Source organism: Rosistilla carotiformis (assembly GCF_007753095.1).
Taxonomy (GTDB): Bacteria; Planctomycetota; Planctomycetia; order Pirellulales; family Pirellulaceae; genus Rosistilla; species Rosistilla carotiformis.
This window is the reverse complement of record NZ_CP036348.1, coordinates 108,404-133,311: the sequence shown is the minus strand read 5'-3', so window position 1 is coordinate 133,311 and position 24,908 is coordinate 108,404. Positions and strand designations below refer to the sequence as shown.

The window sequence follows — 24,908 nt, the reverse complement described above, 5'->3', positions numbered from 1 at the left end:
CACTACATCTCACACCAACGGAACGCCCTCCCCGGAAAACTCGCTAAACGCTTGCTTTCCGACCCTCCCTGGCTTCGCCGAGCGGGTGAAGTCACACATAACTCCACCCTCCCCAAACGAAGTTTGCGGGGGAGGGTCGAACCAGCGAAGCGACGTTCGGGGAGGGGAGCCTGCGAATCATTCACGACCTTTCACACCAACGGAAGGCCATCCCCGGAAAACTCGCTAAACGCTTGCTTTCCGACCCTCCCTGGCTTCGCCGAGCGGGTGAAGTCACACATAACTCCACCCTCCCCAAACGAAGTTTGCGGGGGAGGGTCGAACCAGCGAAGCGACGTTCGGGGAGGGGCAGCCGCGTGCGTCAATGCATGTTCGACAATGATCATCAAGGACTTTCCACAGAATCCCTGTAAACGCCCGTAGTTCGCACTCTTTGGCTCACATTGGGATTGGGGAAACCGGCTGTCGATTCGCTTGAACACCACGTACCCCACCCCCGAATGGTCCAGCAGGAAGCGTCGACCCGAAAGCCTGCAATGCAGTGGATAGCCAAGGCAGGCGTTTTGAAGCTCGGTTGTCGTGGCGGTCGATTGTTGTCTAGAATCCTCGCCCGCTACCGAAAACTGAACGCAAGCGTGCGACACTTGTTCGATGGCGACCGATCGGATCTCCCACGACTTCGACTGGGGGAGTGCCGATGCAACCGTCAAGAAATCCAAACCACCCTGGAGAGTGACCTATGATGATGCGACTCCTGTTGGCCGCCACGATTTGTTTGAGCTTCGCCGCAACGGCCCCGGCAGAACCTGCAGGCGCCGAAACCAAAGAAGTCGTGAAGTATCAGTTGTTGGAATGGAAGAACAAACACACCAGAAACAACGACGATGCCGAAAAACTGATCAAAGCCTTTAAAACGCTGAAGGTCGAGATGGAAGTCAGCGACCACGGCAATCACAAAGACGTCAAATACCGCTGCCCCAAGTGGAAGCAATTGACAGTCAAAGATCACGACACCGCCCACCAGTGGGAAGCGTGGCTGAAGAAACTCGGATTCAAAACGATCCACGAACACTGATCGGCCACGAGCCCCGATCCTGCGAATTGTTGGTCGCCTTTCGCTCTGCGAAAACGCATCTGGCAATGCGAACTTGCCGCCGCTGACGCCTCGCTCAATGGAACGTCTGTCGGTCTGTGCGAACCAACCAGAAGCACGCGTTGCAAAACGGTCTCAGGACCTTGGGAACGTCTCGACGTTTGCAGCAAACAACCTTGTGTTACTGGATTTTCAGGACCTCGGCAACCGCTACATACGACAACATCAGCAAGAGCGTCCCGCACATGGGAGCTGCCAACAACAGTGGGACTCTTGCCTTTTTGTGCTCGAAGAGTGCGAACAGCAGGTTGATTGGATAGCAAACCAAGCAAAGCATGCCAATGATGAATTGTTCCTGGATCGCGATCCAAGCAATCCAGAAGTGACCAATCATTGCTGGAACAATCGCAAGGACGATCAAGAACGAAAAGAACGATTCAATCTCCGGTGTGGTCTCCGTTGCTTGATCTTTCGTCGCTGCGATCTCGAGCTGCCCAAAGTCGTAGCGGTACAAATTGTTTTGAGATTCATCGGACTGGACGCAAAACACCAATGGCAACTGCAAATTGAATATCGAGTTGGCGTGCTTCGCGTCCCATGTCTTCCCGATCGCGATTGCGATCTTTTTTTGATCTTCTTTGTCTTGAGCTCGAAAGTGGTCGCTCATCAATATTTCAATGTGAGAACCTTCATGTTTGGCTTGGACAATAAATGGATCGTTCTTGACGGCTGCGTTGAATGTCACGACCAGTCGTTGCGACTTGCGGAAGGCTGGAATAGCAGCTGCGACAAATAGACAGACGGTCGCAAGCACGACGCCGATGATGATAGGTGCAACCCACCGAAATTTACGTTGCGGTACAGCGGTTGCAGGAACTAGTTCGTTATCGCTTGCCATGGTTGCCCCCATTTATCTTTGATTTCCAAGGTCGTTCAACTGGTATATCTTGAACAGCGATGGAAGAAGGACTTTAATTCTTGGAAATTCGTTCCCACGACGATTGAAACGTCGCGAAATGCCTGGTCTGCCTGAGCCTTGCAGCGACGGCCCCGGCGGAACCCGTCAGCGCCGAAACCAAAGAAGTCGTGAAGTATCAGTTGTTGGAATGGAAAAACAAACACACCAGAAACAACGACGATGCCGAAAAATTGATCAAAGCCTTTATAACGCTGAAGGTCGAGATGGAAGTCAGCGACCACGGCAATCACAAAGACGTCAAATACCGCTGCCCCAAGTGGAAGCAATTGACAGTCAAAGATCACGACACCGCCCACCAGTGGGAAGCGTGGCTGAAGAAGCTCGGATTTACGACGATCCACGAACACTGATCGGCCGACCGCCGTTCCCTGCTCCGATACTGCGAATTGTTTGCCCTTTCGCAGCACAAAAGCGAACCGCGGGGTTTCGAAGCTCAAAAATGCTTCCCCGCGGCACCAATCAGCGTTATGTTAAACGGCATGCTTGCCAAACTAAAAACGTTTACGCTGCTGGGGATCGATGCTTTGCCGGTCGACGTCGAAGTCGACCTGTCTGCCGCGGCACTCCCCAAAACGATTCTGGTTGGCCTGCCCGAGACCGCTGTCAAAGAGAGCACTCATCGGGTGGAACGGGCGATCGTCAACAGCGGCTTCACTCGCCCGCAAGATCGTGTTGTTATCAACCTCGCTCCCGGCGATCTTCCCAAACAAGCCCCTTCGTTTGACTTGCCGATCTCGATCGGCGTGCTGATCGGCAGCGGCCAGTTCCAATCCGATCGGCTGGACGATTACGCGATCGTCGGCGAACTGGCTCTCGAAGGTTACACGCGTCCCGTCAAAGGAGCGCTCTCGATGGCGATCGCTGCCGCGGCGGAAGGGATGAAAGGGATCATCGTCCCCGCCGAAAGTGCGGCCGAAGCGGCGGTGGTCGAAGACATCGAAGTCATCCCGGTCGACAGCCTGATTGCCGCCGTCGGGTTTCTGTCGGGATCGTTGGATATCGAACCGGCTCCCAGTCGGCTGGAACAACTGTTCGATGAGTTCAGCACCTACGAAATCGACTTCTGCGACGTCCGCGGCCAAGAGGTCGCCAAGCGGGCGTTAACGCTAGCTGCCACTGGCAAACATAACTTACTTATGATCGGTCCGCCGGGGAGCGGAAAGACGATGTTAGCCAAGCGGTTGCCGACGATCCTGCCTCGTTTGACAGCCGCCGAGTCGATCGAAACGACTCGCATTTATAGCGTCCTGGGGCAACTGCGAGCCGGCCAACCACTGATGGCCACGCGGCCGTTCCGCAGCCCGCACCATACGATCAGCGAACCGGGGTTGGTAGGTGGTGGAAGTCCTCCGGCGCCGGGGGAGATTTCGAAAAGCCACAACGGGGTGCTGTTTCTCGATGAATTGCCGGAGTTCAACCGCAAGACGTTGGAGGTGATGCGGCAACCTTTGGAAGATGGGATCGTGACGATCTCGCGAGCGTTGCGAACCAGCACGTTCCCGTGCAACTTTATGTTAATCGCGGCTGCAAACCCGTGTCCTTGTGGCTATCGCGGCGACACGCGTCGCCAATGCAATTGCACTCCGCCCCAGATCGAACGATACATGGGGCGCATCTCCGGGCCGCTGTTGGATCGGATCGACATCCACATCGAAGTTCCCGCGGTCCCATTTGATGAACTCTCCGGTCGCGCCGCGGGAACCAGCAGCGCCGCGATGCGCGAGGAGGTGTTGGCGGGGCGGACCGCCCAAGCCGAAAGGTTCCGCGATCGCACGACGCGTTGCAACGCGGACATGACCAGTCGCGAGGTCCGCGAATTCTGTGAACTCGACAAAGCCAGTCGCAATCTTTTGCGCGACAGCGTCGAAGAGATGGGCTTGTCGGCTCGAGCCCACGACAAGATCTTAAGAGTCGCCCGGACGATCGCCGACCTCGACGGCGCCGAAACCATCCAACAAGTTCACCTGCAAGAAGCTGTCAATTACCGGCTGCTGGACCGCGATATCTGGTCGTAACCTGGAATCCTAGGCTTCGACAGCGCGTTGCGGGTCGCTCCCAAAGCAGTTTCGTGTCGTTTGCGCCGGAGACAATTGCGACTCGATAACCTCTTCAGCCCGGTCTGCGGCCCTTTTCTCCCTCGATTGCCTGCGCGAACCACCTCGGGGAATCTGGGCTCTGTAGGGAATGCCACCGGTGACATGGCAGGGCAATCGGTTAGAATCTGGTTAGGTGGCGACATCGACCACCTTCCAAGAGAACCTTAACCACACAAGACGATTTGGTGAGCGAACAAGCACAAAACGAAGATTCACAGACGCATCCACCCGTTTCGGGCAAGCAGCGGAGCCTGGAACTGGCGACCGCAGCAGCTCGCGTAGCGATCGAAAATCGTGGTAGCGACGTGATGGTGATCGATGTTTCCGACCAAACGGTCCTCTTCGACTATTTTGTCCTGGCGACCGGAACCAGCCGGCGGCAGCTGCACGCGATCAGCGAAGAGATCGACGATGTGCTGGAAAAATCGCTCAACGACAAACGGATGGGGATCGAAGGCTACCAAGAGAGCCGCTGGATCGTGCTCGATTACGGCACGATCGTCGTCCATCTATTCGATCAAGAGACCCGCGGCTATTACGATCTCGAATCGCTGTGGGCCGACGGGAAACCTGTCGATCTGAAGACGCTGGGACTGCAAGAGGACTGATTCAGTCCGAGGGGATTGGGACGCGGAAGTTTTTGCGTGCAACAGCGACCGTTCTGCTATAATCGGCAGCTACCAACCTAGCGGTCGATCGTCGAGCTATCGACAATCGCAAACGATCGCTGTCACTTCACCGCCTGACAATCCCCGAGAGTTCTGCATGCGATACCTGTCCCTTTTGATTGCCTTTACCTGCCTCAGCACCGCCGCCGTCTCGCAAGTCAGCGGCGAAGAGTTTTCGGTTCGCAAAACCGACAAGTCGATCGAGGTCAAACAGGGCGATTCGCCCGTAGCCACGTACCTGTTCCGCAGTGGAGCGAAGCCGATCATCTGGCCGCTGTACGGACCGGGCGACGTCGAGATGACTCGCGGCTATCCGATGCGCGACGCTTCTTCCGACGAACGCAGCGATCACATCCACCATCGCTCGCTGTGGTTCACCCACGGCGAAGTCAATGACATCGACTTCTGGGCCGAGACCGAAGGGCACGGCGTCATCGAGCAGAAAGAAATCCTGGAAGCCAAGGGTGGCAAGCAGGCCGTGATCGCAACGGCCAATGATTGGATGAGCCCCGAGGGGAAGAAGATCCTGTCGGACCGCCGCCGATTCACTTTTGGTGGCGATGACACGATGCGTTGGGTCGATTGCGATTTCACCTTGATCGCTTCGGCTGGCGAAGTTCACTTCGGCGACACCAAAGAAGGTTCGTTCGGAATCCGCACCGCGGGGACGATGAAAGTCGACGCCAAGACGGGCGGAACAATCCTCAACAGCAACGGCGAAAAGAACATCGACGCCTGGGGCACTAAAGCCAAATGGTGCGACTACTTCGGACCAGTTCAAGGCAAGACGCGCGGCATCGCGATCCTGAACCATCCGTCGAGCTTCCAATATCCCTGCCGCTGGCACGTGCGAAACTACGGCCTGTTCGCTGCCAACCCCTTCGGTCACTATCACTTTGTCGGCGACAAAGAGAAGACCGACGGCTTCCGCTTGGCACCGGGCGAAACGATCCAACTGCGATATCGCGTGATCTTGCACGACGGAACGACCGAAGAAGCTGAGATCGCGAAGCAGTTCGAAGCGTTTTCGGCTACCGAGATCGCGGGCCCTTAAGTTCGCTCGAAGCTCTTCGCTCGAAGCCCTCTGCACAGCGGCGGCACACCGCCGCTGTGGTCTTGATTCGAGCACCAAACAAGTGGCAAAAGCTCCGACGCGTCGGAGCAGATTGCCCAAGCGTGTCGGCATGTTCTCCTGGACGAACTCTCGTCGCCTGCCCGCACCTGCAACGCAACACGCCATCTCTTGTGGCACCGGGGGATCCGTGACGGCTCGCCACGGACTCTGCGACGCTCTATCATTTCTGGCATCGCCCCCGATGCCAGCGCGTCCGTCAATTTTGGAACAACACGATTAACAACGACAGCGAAAAGCACTTCGATCAGCTCGCCGAATGGCTCAAGATGGAATCGGTCGCCGAGCGGCTGCGGATGGACGAACGCCGCCAACGGGCCAACGGCAAGCAAGCCGAATCGTACGGCGAAACGCTGTTGGATCTGGTCGTCAGCGACCATGACACCGGGCTCGGCGGACGTTATCTGCTGAGCTTTGTCAAGCGAAATCGCAATCTTCCACTCCCCTGGAACCGCTTCAAAGTCGGTTCGCCGGTGATCGTCGCCGCCCAAGACGATCACTCGATCGACAGCATGCCGGGCGTTGTCAGCCGCCGCAACAACGAATCGATCCAAGTCGCCCTGGACCAATGGCCCGACGGCGACGTCTATCGCATCGATATGTCTCCCGACGAAGTCACGCGGGTCCGCCAGCATCAAGCGCTAGCGACGGTCCGGACCAGCCGCGGCCGCTTGGCTCAGCTGCGCGACGTGCTGTTGGGCGAGCGGGAGCCGGCGTTTGGCAAGCTGCCCGAGATCTTGATCTCCAGCCGACTGAACCAGTCGCAACAGGAAGCGATCCGGTTCGCCTTGAGCGCTCGCGACGTGGCGATCATCCACGGCCCGCCGGGAACTGGCAAGACGACAACGGTGGTCGAGATGATTCGTTACGCCGTCGGTCGCGGCGACACCGTGTTGGCTTGTGCCCCCAGCAACACTGCGGTCGACAATCTGGTGACGCGACTGGTCCAAGCCGGTTCCAAGGTGGTCCGACTGGGACATCCGGCTCGCGTCAATCAAGACCTGCAACTGCATACGCTCGACGGCCAAGCGGCCAACGATCCGGCGATGCGAGTCGTCAGCGAGATGATGCGTGAATCGGAAGAGCTGTTCCGACAACTGGGCCGCTACACGCGAGCCAAGCCGGACAAGGGACACAAACAATCGCTGCGACGCGAGGCCTGCCGATTGCGCGACGACGCTCGGTTGATGGAACGGCAAGTGATCCAGAACGTGATCGATCGCGCCGACATTGTCTGTGCGACGACGACGTTTGATGGCCAGATCTTGGGGGACCGGACGTTTGATCTCGCCGTGGTCGACGAAGCGTGTCAGAGCACCGAACCGGGCAACTGGCCCGTTGTCACCCGCGCCGATCGGATCGTTCTGGCCGGGGACCACTGCCAGTTGCCGCCGACGGTGCTGTCGGTCGAAGCCGCCGATGAAGGGTTTGCGATCAGCATGATGCAGCGACTGGTCGAACATTACGGCGACGCGATCACGCGGCAGTTAAACGTTCAGTACCGGATGCACAATCACGTCATGGACTTTGCCTCGCAGCAGTTTTATGACGGATCGTTGGTCGCCGACCCGAGCGTCGCTTCACACCGATTGAGCGATCTCGAATCGATCGACCTGCTGCCCGAGACCGATCAACCGGTCACCTACTACGATTCTGCCGGCGCCGGTTGGGACGAGGAACTCGAACCCGATGGACTGAGCAAACGGAATCCGCAAGAGGCGATTCTGGTTCTGCGAAAGGCGCACGAACTGCGCGAAGCGGGCGTCGCGGCGGAGGACATCGGGATCATCGCACCCTATGCCGCTCAGGTCCGTCTGCTGCGTCAGCGGTGCCAGCATCCGCGGATCGAAATCGACACGGTCGATGGATTTCAGGGCCGCGAAAAAGAAGCGATCCTGATCTCATTGGTCCGATCCAACGCGATCGGCGAGATCGGTTTCCTGGCTGATAAACGGCGGATGAACGTCGCCCTGACCCGAGCCCGCCGCAAATTGATCGTCGTCGGCGACAGCGCCACGCTGGGAGCGAACCCGTTTTATACCGAGTTTCTTGAATACGTCGAAGCGATTGGCGGCTACCACAGCGTCTGGGAAGAGATGTAGCGCCTAGCCTCCTGCTGCGGAATCGATGGGCAATTTCCATTTCCGCTGGAATATTCCCACATAAAACCGTGAATTTCTTCCCTCACAGACCAGCGGCAGCATACATGTAGGTAAGCTGGGCGTTTTATTTGCGGCCCTACCAAAGATTGGTCTGGCCATCCGACCGGCACGGTTGCTAGGCTTCCCCCCAATTCGAACAGTTTCGATTGACGGATCGCCTTGGCGGTAATGTGGGAGATGGTTGAATGTGTGGTATCGTCGGATACATCGGAAAACGGGATTCGCTCGATTTTTTGATGAGCGGCTTGCGTCGCTTGGAATACCGCGGCTACGACAGTGCGGGAGTCGCCCTGCATGACGCAGCGGAAGTTCATAAGTGCCGGAGCGTTGGCCGGATCGACGATCTTGCTGCGGCATTGGAAAAACAGCCTGGTGTTTCCGGCACGCTGGGCATCGGCCACACGCGGTGGGCCACGCACGGACCGGCGACCGAGCCGAATGCACACCCCCACGTGGGCGGCGACAATCTGGTCACGCTGGTTCACAACGGCGTGATCGAAAACTTCCAGATCCTGAAAGAGGATCTGATCGCCAAAGGCTATCACTTTCAATCCGACACCGACAGCGAAGTCATCGCCCATCTGATTGCCGAGGGACTGTCAAAATCAAGCCCCAGCGAGACCGACCCTCACGCTCATTATTTGTCGGCTGTGCAACGAGCGGTCGCCAAACTGCGCGGCACCTACGGCCTGGCGATCATCTTTAAAGACGAACCGAATCTGTTGATCGCTGCCCGATTTGGCAGCCCCTTGGTCATCGGCGTCGGCCGCGGCGAGCACTTTGTCGCCAGCGACGCATCCCCTTTGGCCGGTCACACCGACCGAATCGTCTACCTTGCCGATCACCAGATCGCCATGCTGACCGCCGATTCGATGACCGTCACCCATCGAGATCAAGGTCGTGTTCGCCTGGACGTGCAGCCATTGGAAGTTGGCGAAGACCAAGTCAGTCTCGAGGGCTACGATCACTACATGCTCAAAGAGATCTTCGAGCAACCCGAAGCACTCAAGAACGCGATCCGCGGCCGCTTGGACGAAGAAAACGCGACGGCGATCTTCGGCGGTTTGAATCTCACCCCGCAACAACTGCGTTCGGTCAACCGCATCATCCTGACCGGCTGCGGAACCAGCTGGCATTCGGCACTGGTGGGCGAATATCTGCTGGAGGAGTTCGCACGGATTCCTGTCGAAGTCGAATATGCCAGCGAACTTCGATACCGCAATCCTCCGTTGGAATCGGACACGATCGTGTTTGGGATTACGCAAAGCGGCGAAACGGCGGACACCTTGGCGGCGCTGCGTGAAATGAAACGCAAAGGTCACCGCACGTTGGCCCTTTGCAACGTCGTCGGCAGCAGTATCGCTCAAAACGCCGACGGTGGTGTCTACCTGCACGCGGGTCCTGAAATCGGCGTAGCCAGCACCAAAGCTTACACGTCCCAGTGCATCGTGTTGGCCCTGCTGACTCTCTACTTCGGACGCCTGCGACACCTGAGCTTCGAAGCCGGCAAGCAAATGATCGAAGAGATCAAACGCGTCCCCGCCGCGGTTCAAGAGGCGCTCAGCTGTGACCAACAGGTCCGCGAGGTTGCCGCCAAGTACCAATCGGCAACGAACTTCCTGTACTTGGGTCGACAGTACAACTTCCCTACCGCGCTCGAAGGGGCGTTGAAGTTGAAGGAAATCAGCTACATCCACGCCGAAGGTTATCCCGCGGCGGAAATGAAGCACGGACCAATTGCGTTGGTGGATGAACAGACGCCCAGCGTCTTCATCATCCCCCGCGGCACGGTGTACGACAAAGTGATGTCGAACATGGAAGAGGTGCACGCTCGTGGCGGCCCGATCATCGCGATCACCTCGCACGACGACAACCGGATCACCGAGATCGCTGAAGATGTGATCCGGATCCCCGAGGTTCCCGAATTCTTGCAACCGATCGTTAGCGTCGTGCCATTGCAACTGCTGTCGTATCACATCGCATTGGCACGCGGTTGCGATGTAGATAAACCGCGTAATTTAGCGAAGAGTGTTACGGTTGAGTAAAATCCGCAAGCTTTAGGTAGTACAGTTCATTAATATTGGCGTTTCCGGCTGGCCAATCGACCGGAACGCTCCGCTTCACAACAGGAGATAAACCGATGAAGACAAATGGTTTAAGCTATAACTCACGCAAAGCTCTGATGGTCAATATCGGCGATTCGGCCGGTTCGGAAATCGCCAACCTGATCCAACGCATGTCGGCGCAAATCGACGAACTGCAACGCAACAAAGTATCGGTTACGCGGATTGTGCCAAACCAAGAACCACAGATGGCTGGCGAAGAACCTCGCTAAAACGGTTGGCGACGCCTGCCGGTAGCGGACTGGTTTTGCCGATGACAACGAGATTTTCAATAAAACCTTCCCGCAATCTGGGATGATCCCGCGGGGCCCGTGTCTTCGCTGGCCCCGCCACTGGACGGACGAATTCGACCATGAAGTATTTGATCACCGGAGCCGCAGGCTTTATCGGTTTCCATCTCTCCCAATACCTGCTGGCCCGCGATCACAGCGTCGTCGGCATCGATAACCTGAACGACTACTACTCGGTCGATCTCAAAAACAGCCGACTGTCGCAACTCAAAAGCCATCCCAATTTCGAATTCCAGCAGATCAGCCTGGAAGATTCCGGTCCGATGACGGAACTGTTCCAGTCGCATCAATTTGATCGCGTCGTGAACCTCGCCGCGCAAGCTGGCGTTCGCTATTCGATCGAAAATCCTGCGGCTTATATCCAAAGCAACATCAACGGATTTCTAAACATCCTCGAAGGTTGCCGGCACACACAAGTTCCACACCTGACGTATGCCAGCAGCAGCAGCGTCTACGGCGCCAACACCAAGATGCCGTTTTCGGTTCATCACAATGTCGACCATCCGGTCAGCTTGTATGCTGCGACTAAAAAGTCGAATGAACTGATGGCTCACACCTACAGCCATCTCTACGGTCTACCGACCACGGGGCTACGGTTCTTCACCGTCTACGGCCCTTGGGGACGCCCCGACATGGCGCTCTTCCTGTTCACTAAAGCGATCCTCGAAGGCCGCCCGATCAACGTCTTCAACCACGGTCGGATGCAGCGCGACTTCACCTACATCGATGACATCGTCGAAGGCGTCGCCCGAACAGCCGACCAGATCGCGGCTCCCAATCCCGATTGGTCCAGCGACAAACCGGATCCGGGAACCAGCAAAGCCCCCTACCGGATCTACAACATCGGCAACAACAACCCGGTGGAATTGAACCAGTTCATCGGCGCGATCGAAACGGCATTGGGCCGGACCGCGGAAAAGAACTTCATGGACATGCAACCAGGCGACGTCCCGGCGACCTATGCCGACGTGCAAGCCCTCGTCGACGCCGTCGGCTTCCAACCGAAGACGTCGATCGAAACCGGCATCAGCCGCTTCGTCGATTGGTATCGCGAATACTACCAGGTCGGCTAAATCGATCCGCCGTTCGGCAACCACCCCGCCCATTGATTTGGATTACGCCAAGGCCATCAACAATTTCAACGTCGATGTCACCGACTGCAACGTCGTGGTTTCGTTGGTGGTGTGATATCCGGTGGTGGGAATCTGCAACGTCGCACCGTTGATCTTGCCGTCGGTCGCGGCGACCAAACGCCCCAATTCGGTCCGTCCCAAGGACAACGGCTTGTCGCGACTGGCGTTCAACATTTCCACGTACAAATCTTTGAAGCTGTAGCGAACCCCCAGCGATTCGCACAGCGTCACCAATTCATTGGTTAACGGTTCTGCAAACGCTCCGTTGGCGTCCTTCCTTCGCAGCACAACGTCTTGCTTTTCAGCGGTCGCTCGTGAGGGGTAAGGACTGGTATCCAGCACAATCAAGCGATCCGTCCAGAATTGTTGCCGCTGAAACCAAGCCAACGCGTACCGCCAACTGCGCCCCGCCTCCTCCTGCGCCGTGAACAACGCCGTCCCCTGGAAACCGTGACGGAATAGATGAATGATGATCGCCACGCTCAGCACGTTGTCTAGCTGAGCCGATAGGCAACCCTCTTCGATCCGCAACCGATCCAAGAACGAAATCGGAGTGCCAGGATGTAGAAAATCCAAACCGTCGAGTTCAAAAATTAAATTCCGACGTTCGGGGCAAACATATGAACGCGTGATGCTCGCTTGCCCCTGATAGGTGCCAGTGTAAGGCAGGTGTGCTTGTACCCGTTGGCCGCAAAAACGATCGGCGATCGATTCCATCAGCTGTTCCGACACCGACTCTCCCGTCTGTTCGCTTTGGTTGCCCGCGATAAAGGCCGCGTACTGGAACTCGTTAGGTCCGGTGCATAACAATCCGTGTCGGTCGATGTGCGCCGAGAGGATTAGACGATCGGGATCCTTCCCTTTAGCCACTAACACGCCTTGGTAATGCTGTATCTGAACCCCCACTTCTTCCAGTTCGCGACGCAGCGTCCGAAAAAACGAATCCTCGGTGCCGACAACCGCCGGCTCGCGGATCAGCATCTGCAGCGTCGACAAAAAGCCCTCGATGTCCAGCGGACTGTCGAACGCGTCGGAGAATTGGGCTCGCATGCTGGGCTGTTCAGGTATGGTGCTCATAAACAATGCACGGAAGAGAAAGAAACCTGTGAAAAAGGCTACCATTCGCCAACCGAGCAAGTTTCATTCCCAATCCCGCTGTGCCGCGAGCATTCAAGATGCCGAATTTCGCGTAAATCGCTGAAGTTCCGCTGGCTGGAATTGCCTTTTCTACCGCATGTATAGAATTAGGTTACCGATTTGCTTTTGCCTGATGCCTGAAACAACGCCCTCTTCCTGCGATTGTGTCGCCTGCCACACGGAGGACTAGCAAAGCTTTGGCACTGCAAATTGCTGAATATTTGCGTTTTACGCCTCGTTTGAAACCTAGGCTTGTGTATCTCGCGGCGGGCCAACATGCGCGGTTTGATTACGTGTAATCTGAACTGTCCTAATGGTGCCCGCGCTACCTGAAAATGACTTGGGATTCCAACAGAGCCAACGGATATGCTCCCGACTGATATTTTTGTTGCCACCGTACCTCGTCTCGCATCGATCGATCTCGCTATTGCCGCCTGCCGCGCTGGCGCGATCGGGACGCTCGATTTCGCCTGGAACCACACATCGATCAGCGCGTCGATCGATCGTCTAGCGCGGTTTACGAACAATCCGTTCGCCGCGCGCATCGATCAAAACACCAAATCACGGCATGTCGAACGTTTAGCCCAACATGCGGCTCAGCTCGATGCGGTGATCCTGGCCGGCGAGATCACAACCCAACGAGTCGCGACACTGCGCAGTCTGCTCGGCAACGACGTTCGATTGCTGGCAGAGATCACGCACAGCGAGACGCTTCAAGAAGCGATCGGCCTGCCGCTGGATGGCGTGATCCTCAAGGGGAACGAAGCGGGAGGCTGGGTCGCCAGCGAAACCACCTTCTTGCTGCTGCAGCGTTGGGCCCGATTGGACGACGCGACTCGCCAGCGTCTGCCCGCCTACGCCCAAGGTGGAATCGGCCCACACACCGCCGCAGCTTGCGAAGCAGCCGGCGCTCGCGGCGTCGTCATCGATTCTCAGGTTCTCTTGGCCCAGGCATCGCCACTCTCCACCGCAGCCGCCACCTGGGTCCGATCCTACGACGGCAGCCAAACTCATTTGTTGGGCGAAGCGTTGGGGCGATGCTTCCGATTTGCCGCGCCGCCAAGCGCGGGACTCGTACAACAACTGCGCGAACTCGAACTGAACCTGTTGGCCAAACAGGAATCCGCCCCCGACCAATCGTTTGCACAAGCCTGGACCGACGGCGTCGAACAAGCAGTCGCCGCAAACGATGACCCGCGCGTCTTGATCGCCGGCCAAGACCTCGCCTTTGCCGCGGGGCTGGCCCAGCGCTGCGTCGACGTTCGCGGCACCGTCACCGCCATCATCGATCAATCGCGTGAGAACATCCAAGCGGCAGCCGAAGTGAATCCGTTGGACGCCGACGGACCGCTCGCCGCCAGCCACGGCATCGGGTTGCCAATCGTTCAGGGACCGATGACGCGAGTCAGCGATACGGCGGAGTTTGCCGAAGCGGTCGCCAGCGAAGGAGGCCTGCCGTTGATCGCGCTGGCTCTGATGCGCGGCCCCGAAGCCTCCAAAATCCTGGCAGCCACGCGAGCCAAGCTGGGCGATCGCGGATGGGGCGCCGGCCTGCTGGGCTTCCTGCCGCCAGAGATCCGCAACGAACAGATCGCTGCGATTCGAGAGCACCGGCCACCGGTTGCCCTGATCGCAGGCGGGCGTCCCGACCAAGCCAAAGAACTCGAAGCGCTCGACATCCCAACCTACCTGCACGCTCCCTCGCCGGGGCTGCTGGAAATGTTCCTCCGCGACGATGCACGGCGGTTCGTCTTCGAAGGCCGCGAGTGCGGCGGACACGTCGGACCGCGCAGCAGCTTCGTGCTGTGGGAAAGCTTGCTGGTCGTGCTCGAAGCATTTGCCAAGAAGAACCCCAGAGAAGTCGCCAAGCTGCATCTGCTGTTCGCCGGCGGCATCCACGACGGCCTCTCCGCCGCGATGGCAACATCGGTCGCCGGACGCCTGTCGCAACTGGGCGCCAAAGTTGGCGTGCTGATGGGCTCGGCCTATCTGTTCACCAAAGAAGCTGTCGAAGCCGGCGCGATCGTGCCACGCTTTCAAGAGGAAGCGATCCGCAGCCACGACACCGTCCTTCTGGAAACCGGTCCCGGCCACGCGATCCGCTGCATCCGAACCCCTTACCGCGACCTGTTCGATCGCGAGCGGCGACGTCTGGCTGGCGAAGGCAAAACAGCCGACGAGATCACACGCGAACTGGAATGGATGAATATCGGGCGGCTGCGCGTCGCCAGCAAGGGAATCGAGCGATCGACGCCCAGCGATGGTGGCAAAAGCAAACTGGAAAACGTCTCCAGCGACAAGCAATACGAACGCGGAATGTACATGGTCGGCCAAGTCGCCGCGCTCCGCGACAGCGTGACGACGATCGGCCAACTGCACGCCGATGTCAGCCAGACCGGAACGCAGCGACTGCAACAAGCCTCGGCGAATTTGAACGTCGCTCCCAAACCCAGCTTCACCGATTCGGTCGACGCTCCGCCCCCCTGCGATATCGCGATCGTTGGGATGAGTGCGATGTATCCCGGCGGCAACGAACTGGCGCAGTACTGGGAGAACATCCTTAACAAGCACTACGCCGTCACCGAGGTCCCTCGCGACTCGCACTGGGACTGGACGTTGTTCTACGATCCCGACCCGCGAGCTCCCGATAAGATCGTCAGCAAATGGGGCGGCTTCCTGACCGACCAAGTCTTCAATCCGTTCGAATACGGGATCACGCCGCGGAGTATCGCGTCGATCGAACCGCTGCAATTGTTGCTGCTGGAATCGATGAAGCGAACGCTGGCCGATGGCGGTTACGATCGCCGACCGTTCAACCGCGAAACAGCATGTGCGGTGCTGGGCATCGGCGGCGGTGGCAGCCCGATGGGCGTGATGTATGGCATCCGCAGCTCGTTGCCGATCATCGAAACCGCTCCCGAACTGCCGATCGGCGGCCAAGCGATCTACGACGCGGTGAAAAACCATCTGCCCGAATGGACCGAAGATTCGTTCCCCGGGATTTTGATGAACGTCGCCGTCGGCCGCGTCGCCAACCGATTTAACCTCGGCGGATCGAACTACGCCCTGGACGCCGCCTGCGCCTCGTCGCTGGCCGCCGTCCACGCCTGCATCCGCGAATTGCAACTGGGAACCACCGACGTCGCGTTTGCGATGGGTGCCGACACCGTGCAAACGCCTTACGCCTTTATGGCCTTCAGCAAAACGCACGCCCTCTCGCCGCAGGGACGCTGCCGGCCGTTCGACGCCGAAGCCGACGGGATCGTGCTCAGCGAAGGCCTTGGCATCGTGATGCTGAAGCGTTTGGCGGATGCCGAGCGCGACGGCGACAAGATCTACGCAGTCATCCGCGGCATCGGCAGCAGTAGCGATGGCAAGGACAAAGGGCTGACCGCCCCCAACGCCACCGGACAGATCCGCGCCCTGCGACGCGCCTACGAACAAGCCCGCGTCGAACCATCATCGATCGGTTTGGTCGAAGCCCACGGAACCGGTACCGTCGTCGGCGATCGGACCGAAGCGACCTCCGTGGCGACCGTCTTGGACGAATCGGGAGCCCGCCGTCAGTCAGTTGCGATCGGCAGCGTCAAATCGATGATCGGTCACAGCAAGTGTGCCGCCGGCGTCGCGGGGCTGATCAAAGCCGCGATGGCCTTGCACACCAAGACCCTGCCGCCGACGCTCGTCGAAACGCCCAGCCCGGCGATCGACTTCCCCAACACCGGGCTGTACCTGAACACCGAGACGCGTCCCTGGATCAACGGCGAAGATCACCCACGTCGCGCCGGAGTCAGCGCGTTCGGATTTGGCGGAACCAACGTCCACTTGGTCTTGGAAGAATACACCGAAGACTTCGCTAATCCGCCCGAGGTCGCTCGCGCACACTGGCCCGCCGAACTGCTGGTCTGGCGCGCAGCCAATCCCGCCGCGTTGCGAACCGAACTGACGCGGATCCATGCCTGGCTGGCCGCCGGCGTGATGCCGGAACTGCCCGAATTGGCAGCTTCGCTGGCCGACGCCTTTGAAAAGACAACCGCCTCGGGATGTGTGGCGGCAATCGTTGCCAAGGACCTGGGCCAGCTGACCGATCATCTGGCGATCGCGATCGAAAAATGTGAAGCGACGCCGTTGGCGATCTCCGATCCACGCGGCATCTACCTCGCCGAGATCGAACCCGAGACCGCGGGCAAAGTCGCGTTGCTGTTCCCTGGACAAGGGGCACAATATCCCGACATGCTCGCCGAACTGCTGCTCGCCTTCCCCGCAGCACACGCCGCGGTCGATCATGCCGCCGCGGTCTACGACGAACATTTTGCCAGTCGATTTGCTCAACTGATCTATCCACCATCGCCGTTCACCGACGCCGATCGCGATGCCAACCGCAAGGCCTTGGCCGACACCGCGGTCGCTCAACCTGCACTCGCCGCCACATCGTGGGCCGCGCTGCAAGTGATCGATGCGTTGGGGATTCGCGCCGATGTCGTCGGCGGTCACAGCTTTGGCGAACTAGTCGCCGTGGCAGCCGCCGAAGCGTTGACGTACGACGATCTATTGAGTCTTGCCGCGGCGCGTGGCGACGCGATGCGATCGGCCGCTCAACCGCAGCCCGATGGCGGTTTTGCCGGAGCGATGGCGGCGGTTTCCGCCGACGCAGCCACGATTCAAAAGGAGCTATCCGCCGCCGGATTAGCCGAAGCGATCACGATCGCCAACGACAACTCGCCGCAGCAGATCGTGATCTCCGGTCCGATCGCAGCGGTCGACAGCGCGATCGAAAAACTGACGGCCGCCGGAATGCGAGTCGTCAAACTGGACGTCTCGTGTGCCTTCCATTCACCGCAAGTCGCCGCCGCTGGAATCGCATTTGCCGAGAAGCTCGAGTCGCTCGCATGGAAAGCTCCACAGCGAACGGTCTACAGCAACACAACCGCCGCCAAACATCCGGCCGCTCCGGCAGAGATGCTGGCCACGCTCAAGTCGCACCTCGCATCGCCGGTTCGCTTCCGCCAACAGGTTGCCGCGATGTACGCCGACGGCGTGCGAACGTTTATCGAAGTCGGCCCCGGCAGCGCGTTGACCGGTCTGGTCGGGCAAACGCTGCAAGGCCACCCGCACACCGCCGTCTCGATCGATCGACGCGGTCGCGATTCGCTGACTCAACTGGTTCACACCTTGGGCCGCTTGATCACCGCGGGTGTCGACGGGATCCGGCCTTCGGCCCTGTTCGCCGCACGCGCTCCGCAACGCATCGACCTGCGAAAATTGAATTCACAGATCGGCCATCCCGACTATCCTAAGAACGCATGGATGGTCAACGGAATGCGGAACCGCCCGATCAACGAACCGGAAAAACATTATCTGGGGCAGCGTCATCCCGACGCCGACAAACCTCGGCCGGCCGCCACTGGAAACGGCCAACCTGCGAAACAGGAACCCGCCGCCAAACCATCGGCGGCTGCGGCAACGGCAAAACCGATTGCCGCCGCAGCGGAGCTGCAAAAACCACAACAAGTCCCACCACAAAAACCTCGTCAAACGAAGCCGCTGCCGCCAGCAGCATCCGCCGCGCCACAGCGGCCGCAAAAACCGACAGCTCCAACTCCCGTTGTTCCATCTGATCAAAACACCATGCAACGAACATCCTCCGCTACGAATCGTCTTCCACAAGAAACCAACGGATCGGCTCAAGCACCTGCTGCCGCTTATCATGACGAAGCGACAGCCGTGATGCTTGGCTACCAACAACTGATGCGTCAGTTCTTGCAAACGCAACGCGATGTGATGGTCACCTACCTGCAAGGGGAAGCTCCCGAAGCCGACAACGGCATGCTCCCACAAGCGGCTCAACCGCAGATCGCTCAGCGACCGCAGCCAACCTACGCGGCGATCAGCCACAACGGCGAAAACGGCCACGCAGCGAAGCCAGCACCCGCGGTTCCTGCTGCCGCACCAGTCGCCGCGGCACCGCCAACTGCCGCAGCTCCCGCTCCCGCACCGGCGCCAACCGCTGCACCGGAACCGACTCCCGCCGCGCCAACGCCTGCTGCCGCAACGCCCGCGGTTGCCCAGCCCGCCGCCGCCGCGCCGACCGACAACGGTCAAGCGGCTCCCGCGTCGATTCAACAAGCCGAAGAAGCGCTGCTGGAACTGGTCGCCGACCGCACCGGATATCCGGTCGACATGCTCGACATGGAAGCGGACCTCGAAGGCGATCTCGGAATCGATTCGATCAAACGAGTCGAAATCCTGGGGAACCTCGCCGAAGTCCTGCAGCTCGCTGGCGATGGCGAAGACCTGCAAGATACGCTGGAACTTGAGAAATTGACGACGCTTCGCACGCTGCAAGGAATCGTCGACTATCTCGAAGAAGCGATCTTCAGCGACGACGCAAAAAAAAAAGTGAAGTCGTAGCGCAGGCCGACGCGGCAGTCGAAACCGCTGATCCCGAAGCCGTTGCTGAACCCGCGGCCGCTGTGGAACCAACGCCCACCGCGCCCGCTGAACCGGCAGCCGCAGAGGCTGTCGACGACGGAACGATTCCGATTTCGCGAGGCGGCGTGCGGTTGATCCCCGCGCCGCTGGGCAGCAACCTGGGTGCTGGGATCTTGCCCGCCGGAACCGTGGTTATCACCTGCGACGACCGCGGGATCGCCAACAAAGTCGTCGAACGTTTTGACATGTTCGACCATCCAACCGTTCTGCTGCGTCATGTCGACGGCAAACCGTTGGACTTGTCGACGCTCGACGATGTGATCGAAGCCGATCTCAGCGACGCCGCAGTGATCGATGCTCTGATCCCAGCCCTGCGTCAGCATCACGACGCCTTGGCCGGCCTGATCCATCTGTCGCCTCTGTCGCAGTTCAGCGACACCGACACGCTTGTCAATCGCGCTCGACGCGATTGTCGATCGCTGTACCTGTTGGCTCGAGCGATGGAAGCCGACCTGACCGAAGCGGCTCAGAACGGCAGCGCGGTCCTGCTGGCAGCCACCGCCATCGACGGACGACTCGGCTACGGCACGTCGGCCGACCAACCAATCGCTCGCGCTGCCCATGGCGGTATCTTGGGTCTGGTCAAATGCATCGGACTGGAATGGCCCGACGTCTTGGTTCGCGCCGTCGATATCTCCCCCGAAATGAACACCTCGACGACGTTTGATGCCATCGCGGCGGAACTGGGCCAGTCGACCGGACCGCTGGAAATTGGTGTCAGCAGCGCAGGCCGGATCACCTGGGAACCGATCGCTGCGACGATCGATCCGGCCAGCGAAGACAAGCTGGTTCTGGAACCTGGCGAAGTGATCGTGATGACCGGTGGCGCCCGAGGGATCACCGCCGAGATGGCGGTCGGCCTGGCGAAGAAGTACCAATCGCAACTGGTTTTGCTGGGACGGTCTCAATTGCCCGAACAGGTTGAACCGGCGGAGATCACTGCGGCGACCAGCGACGTCGAACTGAAATCCGCCCTGATCCAGCTGGCCAAAACGCGAGGCGAAACGCCCAAACCGGCCGAGATCGGACGCCAAGCAAATCGCATCATGGCAGCTCGCGAGATCCGGCAAACGTTGGATCGAATCCGGCAGGTCGGAGGTCATGCCGACTATCGATCGGTCGACGTCTCGGATCGCGAATCGTTTGCCACGATGCTGCAGAACATCCAAGCCGAATACGGGCAGATCGCCGGAGTGGTCCACGGCGCGGGAGTGATCGAAGACAAGCTGTTGCGCGACAAGACTCCCGATTCGTTCGACCGCGTCTTCAACACCAAGGTCCACAGCACGGCGGGGCTGATCGATGCGATCGCCCCCAACCAATTGAAGTTCCTCGCCCTGTTTGCTTCGGTTGCCAGCCGATTTGGCAACCGCGGGCAGAGCGACTACGCGGCGGCGAACGAGGTCTTGGGCAAAGTCGCCTGCACGCTGAACCAAGCCTGGCCGCAAACCCGGACCTTCGCGGTCGCTTGGGGACCGTGGGCGGAGATCGGCATGGTCGCCGACCTGGAAAAGCATCTCACGGCGCGCGGGCTGACTCTGATCCCACCACCGCTGGGCGTGCAGATGTTCCTCGACGAAATCGCCAGCGGAGATCGGGAAACCCCCGAAGTGATCATCGCCGGCGGTGCAGAACAATTGGCTACGCCGAACTAGATCGATCGATGTTGTTTGCGACAGCACAGGACCTACGTCTCCGCGCCGTAACCACCGCCGCCGGGCGTCAGCAACGTGAGCCTGTCGCCCGCTTGGACTTCGATCCGGCAACAGGCAGCTAGCCGCTGTTTCTTGCCGTCGGCCGAGGTGTACCAGTTCTCCCCCAACGCGCCATCGGCTCCGCCGGCGAGACCGTACGGTGGGCGATCGGTCCGCCGGCCGGTCAGCAGCGAAACGGTCAGCGGCTTCAAAAACTCGACCTCGCGGATCGCGCCGTCGCCGCCGCGATGTTCCCCCGCGCCGCCGCTGTCGCGGCGAATCGCAAACCGAATCAAACGCATCGGATACCGCAACTCGAGCACCTCCGGATCGGTGATCCTTGTGTTGGTCATGTGCGTGTGGACCGCCGACGCTCCGTTGCCAGTCGCCGTTGCGCCACTGCCACCACAGATCGTTTCATAGTAGCCGAACGTGGCGTCGCCGATGACAAAGTTGTTCATCGTCCCTTGGCTCGCCGCCGCCACGCCCAATGCGCCCAACAGCACATCGACCACGCGTTGGCTCGTCTCCACATTCCCCGCCACCACCGCGGGACACTTGCGCGGATCGTCGTCTCGGGTTGGGTTCAACAGCCCAACCGGAAGATGCAGGTCGACGCATCGCAGCACGCCTTCGTTCAGCGGCAGCGGTTGATCGATCAAGGTTCGCAGCACGTACAAAACCGCTGCGGTCACGATCGCGGGAGTCGCATTAAAACCACGCGGATGGACGCTGGCGGTACCGGTGAAATCGATCCTCAAGCGATCGTCGATCACCTGCATCTGCACGCAGATCGGCGTGCCATCGTCCAGACAGTCCTCGAACTGCATCTCCCCGGCGGGTAGCAAACGCAAGCGAGCGGAGACCGCAGCGGCGGCGACATCTTGCAGATGCATCATGTAGCGATCGACCACCGCGCCGCCGTATTGAGCGACCAGCGCGCAGAGATCGCGTGCCCCGCCCGTTCCGGCGGCTTGTTGCGCCGCGATGTCGGCAAGATTCTCCGCCACACAGCGCGAAGGATATTCGCCCGCGGAAAGCAAATGTTTCAAATCCTCTTGATGTTGCTGGCCGTTGCGGACCAATGCCAGTCCGCGAATCAAGACACCTTCCTGGCTAAGATTGCTCGCGTCCGGCGGCATCGAACCGGGCGTGATCCCACCAATTTCTGCATGATGCGCCCGACTGGCGACAAAAAAATCGGGGCGTCTCGTTTCTCGATCGCTCGCCGATTCCGGATCGCTATCGACAAAGACCGGCGTGATCACGGTCACGTCGGGCAGATGCGAACCGCCGGCAAACGGATCGTTAGTGACAAAACAATCTCCCGGAAACATCTCGGGAAACTGCGTCATGATCGATCGGACGGTATGCCCCATCGCACCCAGATGCACCGGCACGTGAGGCGCGTTGGCGACCAAGCTGCCGTCGCCACGGAAGATCGCACAACTGTAGTCCCGCCGCTCTTTGACGTTCACGCTGATCGCGGTCCGCCCGAGGACCAGTCCCATCTGATTGGCGATCTGCTGGAATCGGCTGGCAAAAATTTCCAACAGCACCGGATCGCAAGTCGCTTCGTCCGTTTCGACAGCAACCCGCCGATCCCTTGCCGCTTCCTCTTGAACCAGCACGATCGAAAGGTCTTCGGCGACCTGAGCCTTCCAATCGCGATCGACGATCAACGTGTGATGGTCCGACGCGACGATCGCGGGGCCAACGATCTGTGCTCCGGGGACCAATTGGTCGCGGTCGAACGAAGCGACTTGTTGCCAGCGGTCGCCGAGCCAGACGTCTTGAAACGCTGTCGGCTGCCAGTCCAGTGGTTCGACTTCGGCAAGAGGCTGCAGACTCGCTGCACCCGGTAAGCTGACAGTCGCTCGAACGGCGACAAGTTCCAACGGCTGATCGGTCCGCTGGTAACCAAACTGTTCGCGATGCTGACGGTGAAATGCCGCTGCGATCTCGTCGCGCGATCGGCAATCGATCTCGAGCGCCGCGTCGGTACCGAGGTAGCGGACGTCGATCGTTTGACGAATCGTTGCCACGACACCGTCGGGAGCGGTTGGAAGTTCAGCGAGCGCCTGTTGCGTGACTGCTTCGATATGACCCGATAGTTCGTCGTCGGAGACTTTTTCCAGCGGCCGATAGATGCCGTGCGATTGCGTGTTGCCGGTAGCGGCCAATCCCATTCCGAGCGCGCTCAGCAGACTCGCTTGCGGGTGATCGATGATCTTGCGAATCCCCAACACCTCGGCGACGTCGCACAGATGCTGCCCCGCGGCGCCACCAAATCCGACAAGCGTCATCCCCCGCGGATCGCGTCCTTCAGCGGTCGTCACAGCGCGGACGGCTTCGGCCATATGATGGTTCGCGATCGCGCGAAAGCCAGCGGCCAACGCCTCGGCCGATTCGATCGGTTGCCCCACCGCATCCATCGTCTGTTGAATCTCAGCCAACCGAGCGATCGCTGCATCGCGATCCATCGGGAAGGGGAACCGATCGGCCAACACGCGTCCCAAGACGACGTTCAGATCGGTTACCGTCAACGGACCGCCACGCCCATAACAGGCTGGGCCTGGATCGGCGCCAGCGCTTTCGGGCCCCACGCACATCCGTTGGCCATCGAACCGGCATATCGAACCGCCCCCGGCGGCAACCGTCTCGATCGCCATCATCGGTGTCAGAATCCGCGTCCCCGCTTTGAAGGCTTCGTATTGACGGACCGGCTGCCCCGCGAATCGACTGACGTCGGTACTGGTCCCTCCCATGTCGAAACCGATCGCCTCATCCGCCCCATGCGCGCGGGCGATTTCCGCGAGCGCAACGACGCCGCCAGCGGGCCCCGAAAGGATGCTGTCCTTGCCGCGGAAGGCGTCGCCGGGAACCAGCGTCCCGCCGCTTGTCATCAACTGCAACTGACATCGATCGACGCCGCCGAACTGCTGCCAAACTTGAGCGACATAGTCGGCGATGACCGGATTCAGATAGGCGTCCAAGACCGTCGTTTCGGCACGATCGACCAACTTGATCACCGGAGCAATCCGATGCGACGCGCTGACGTTGGAGAACCCAGCGGCCAGGGCAAGATCGACCAGTGCTTGTTCGTGGGCCGGGTTGATGTAGGCGTTTAATAGACCGATCGCCAGCGATTCGGCCCCGGAGCGTCGCAGCGCATCGATCTGCTGGCGGGCGGCTTCGAGATCCAACGGCTGCAAAATCGTGCCATCGGCGGCGATCCGTTCTTCGACCGCGGCGACCGTCGAATAGAGCGGCTTGCGTTTGACGATGTTTAACGTGAACAGATCGGGGCGATCCTGTTGGCCGATCTCCAACAGGTCCTCGAAGCCGGCGGTCGTCAGGAAGGCGGTCGGCGCACCGCGACGAGTCAACAGCGCGTTGGTGCCGCGTGTGGTTCCCATCCGAACGTCCAGCGGCGGCAGCGGTTGATCGGCAGGCAGACCCAACAGCAGCCGCGTGGCGATCACCGGAGCGGTCAGATCGCTTGTCAGTTCGTACGCCCAACCGGGCTGCGGTGGCTGAGAAAACGGCTCGGACAGTTGCAACTGGCCCGACGCGGCAGTGAACGACTCGACGACGCGTTGCTCGACCAGCGTGCCGTGGGGGTCGAGCAGCCGCAGGACCGAACCATTCCAAAATCGGTCGGGATCGCCGACGCGAAGCCGATCGATCACCGTCGCGGCGGTCGAATCGGCGTCGATGCGTCCCTTGGTGCTGCCACTGCTGAGCACCTTGGTCCAACGCAACGGTTGTCCTGGAATCGAAACAAAACAATCGGTAAATGTGCCGCCGATATCGGCCCAGACTTTGATCATTCCTAGACTATCGCATTTTTCGAGCCACTTTCCCAGACAACCAGCCCGACCGCTCGCAAACCAAGACGATTGTGAA

General features: G+C 59.6%; 14 protein-coding genes. 10 read left to right on the top strand and 4 right to left on the bottom strand.

What is annotated here, in order from left to right; translation table 11 throughout:
* Positions 1–739: 739 nt before the first annotated feature.
* Positions 740–1,075, top strand: a complete 336-nt coding sequence (locus Poly24_RS00485; protein ID WP_231753386.1) for a hypothetical protein — start codon at positions 740–742, stop codon at positions 1,073–1,075.
* Between the two features lie 199 nt (positions 1,076–1,274).
* Here Poly24_RS00485 and Poly24_RS00480 read toward each other — a convergent pair whose 3' ends face one another.
* On the bottom strand, positions 1,275–1,760 hold the full coding sequence (locus Poly24_RS00480; RefSeq protein WP_145088938.1) for a hypothetical protein: 486 nt from the start codon (positions 1,758–1,760) through the stop codon (positions 1,275–1,277).
* 266 nt (positions 1,761–2,026) lie between these two features.
* Positions 2,027–2,509: a hypothetical protein gene (locus Poly24_RS26800; protein WP_197452215.1), complete on the bottom strand. Its 483-nt coding sequence runs from the start codon at positions 2,507–2,509 to the stop codon at positions 2,027–2,029.
* Between the two features lie 42 nt (positions 2,510–2,551).
* Here Poly24_RS26800 and Poly24_RS00470 point away from each other — a divergent pair, with 42 nt between their 5' ends.
* From Poly24_RS00470 to Poly24_RS00440, 7 genes are all read left to right on the top strand, one after another.
* Positions 2,552–4,087: a YifB family Mg chelatase-like AAA ATPase gene (locus Poly24_RS00470; RefSeq protein WP_145088936.1), complete on the top strand. Its 1,536-nt coding sequence runs from the start codon at positions 2,552–2,554 to the stop codon at positions 4,085–4,087.
* 266 nt (positions 4,088–4,353) lie between these two features.
* Positions 4,354–4,776, top strand: coding sequence for a ribosome silencing factor (gene rsfS, locus Poly24_RS00465; protein WP_231745905.1), 423 nt, complete (start codon positions 4,354–4,356; stop codon positions 4,774–4,776).
* A 157-nt stretch (positions 4,777–4,933) separates the two neighbouring features.
* Positions 4,934–5,890, top strand: coding sequence for a DUF6807 domain-containing protein (locus Poly24_RS00460; protein WP_145088932.1), 957 nt, complete (start codon positions 4,934–4,936; stop codon positions 5,888–5,890).
* A 347-nt stretch (positions 5,891–6,237) separates the two neighbouring features.
* Positions 6,238–8,070, top strand: a complete 1,833-nt coding sequence (locus Poly24_RS00455; RefSeq protein WP_145088929.1) for an AAA domain-containing protein — start codon at positions 6,238–6,240, stop codon at positions 8,068–8,070.
* Positions 8,071–8,315: 245 nt separating this feature from the next.
* Positions 8,316–10,175 carry a glutamine--fructose-6-phosphate transaminase (isomerizing) gene (glmS, locus tag Poly24_RS00450; protein WP_145088926.1) on the top strand — a complete coding sequence of 620 codons (1,860 nt, stop codon included), beginning with the start codon at positions 8,316–8,318 and terminating at the stop codon, positions 10,173–10,175.
* Between the two features lie 95 nt (positions 10,176–10,270).
* Positions 10,271–10,465: a hypothetical protein gene (locus tag Poly24_RS00445; protein ID WP_145088923.1), complete on the top strand. Its 195-nt coding sequence runs from the start codon at positions 10,271–10,273 to the stop codon at positions 10,463–10,465.
* A 140-nt stretch (positions 10,466–10,605) separates the two neighbouring features.
* Positions 10,606–11,616, top strand: a complete 1,011-nt coding sequence (locus Poly24_RS00440) for an NAD-dependent epimerase (RefSeq protein ID WP_145088920.1) — start codon at positions 10,606–10,608, stop codon at positions 11,614–11,616.
* A 42-nt stretch (positions 11,617–11,658) separates the two neighbouring features.
* Here Poly24_RS00440 and Poly24_RS00435 read toward each other — a convergent pair whose 3' ends face one another.
* Entirely contained in the window at positions 11,659–12,726 is a 1,068-nt protein-coding gene (locus tag Poly24_RS00435; protein ID WP_197452554.1) for a peptidase M42, read from the bottom strand.
* A 453-nt stretch (positions 12,727–13,179) separates the two neighbouring features.
* Between Poly24_RS00435 and Poly24_RS00430 the strand changes: the two genes are divergently transcribed.
* Complete coding sequence (locus tag Poly24_RS00430) at positions 13,180–19,224, top strand: type I polyketide synthase (RefSeq protein ID WP_145088914.1); 6,045 nt, start codon at positions 13,180–13,182, stop codon at positions 19,222–19,224.
* 62 nt (positions 19,225–19,286) lie between these two features.
* On the top strand, positions 19,287–20,960 hold the full coding sequence (locus Poly24_RS00425; RefSeq protein WP_145088911.1) for an SDR family NAD(P)-dependent oxidoreductase: 1,674 nt from the start codon (positions 19,287–19,289) through the stop codon (positions 20,958–20,960).
* A gap of 32 nt (positions 20,961–20,992) precedes the next feature.
* Here the strand turns inward: Poly24_RS00425 and Poly24_RS00420 are convergent, their stop codons facing one another.
* Complete coding sequence (locus tag Poly24_RS00420) at positions 20,993–24,832, bottom strand: hydantoinase B/oxoprolinase family protein (RefSeq protein WP_145088908.1); 3,840 nt, start codon at positions 24,830–24,832, stop codon at positions 20,993–20,995.
* Positions 24,833–24,908 lie beyond the last annotated feature (76 nt).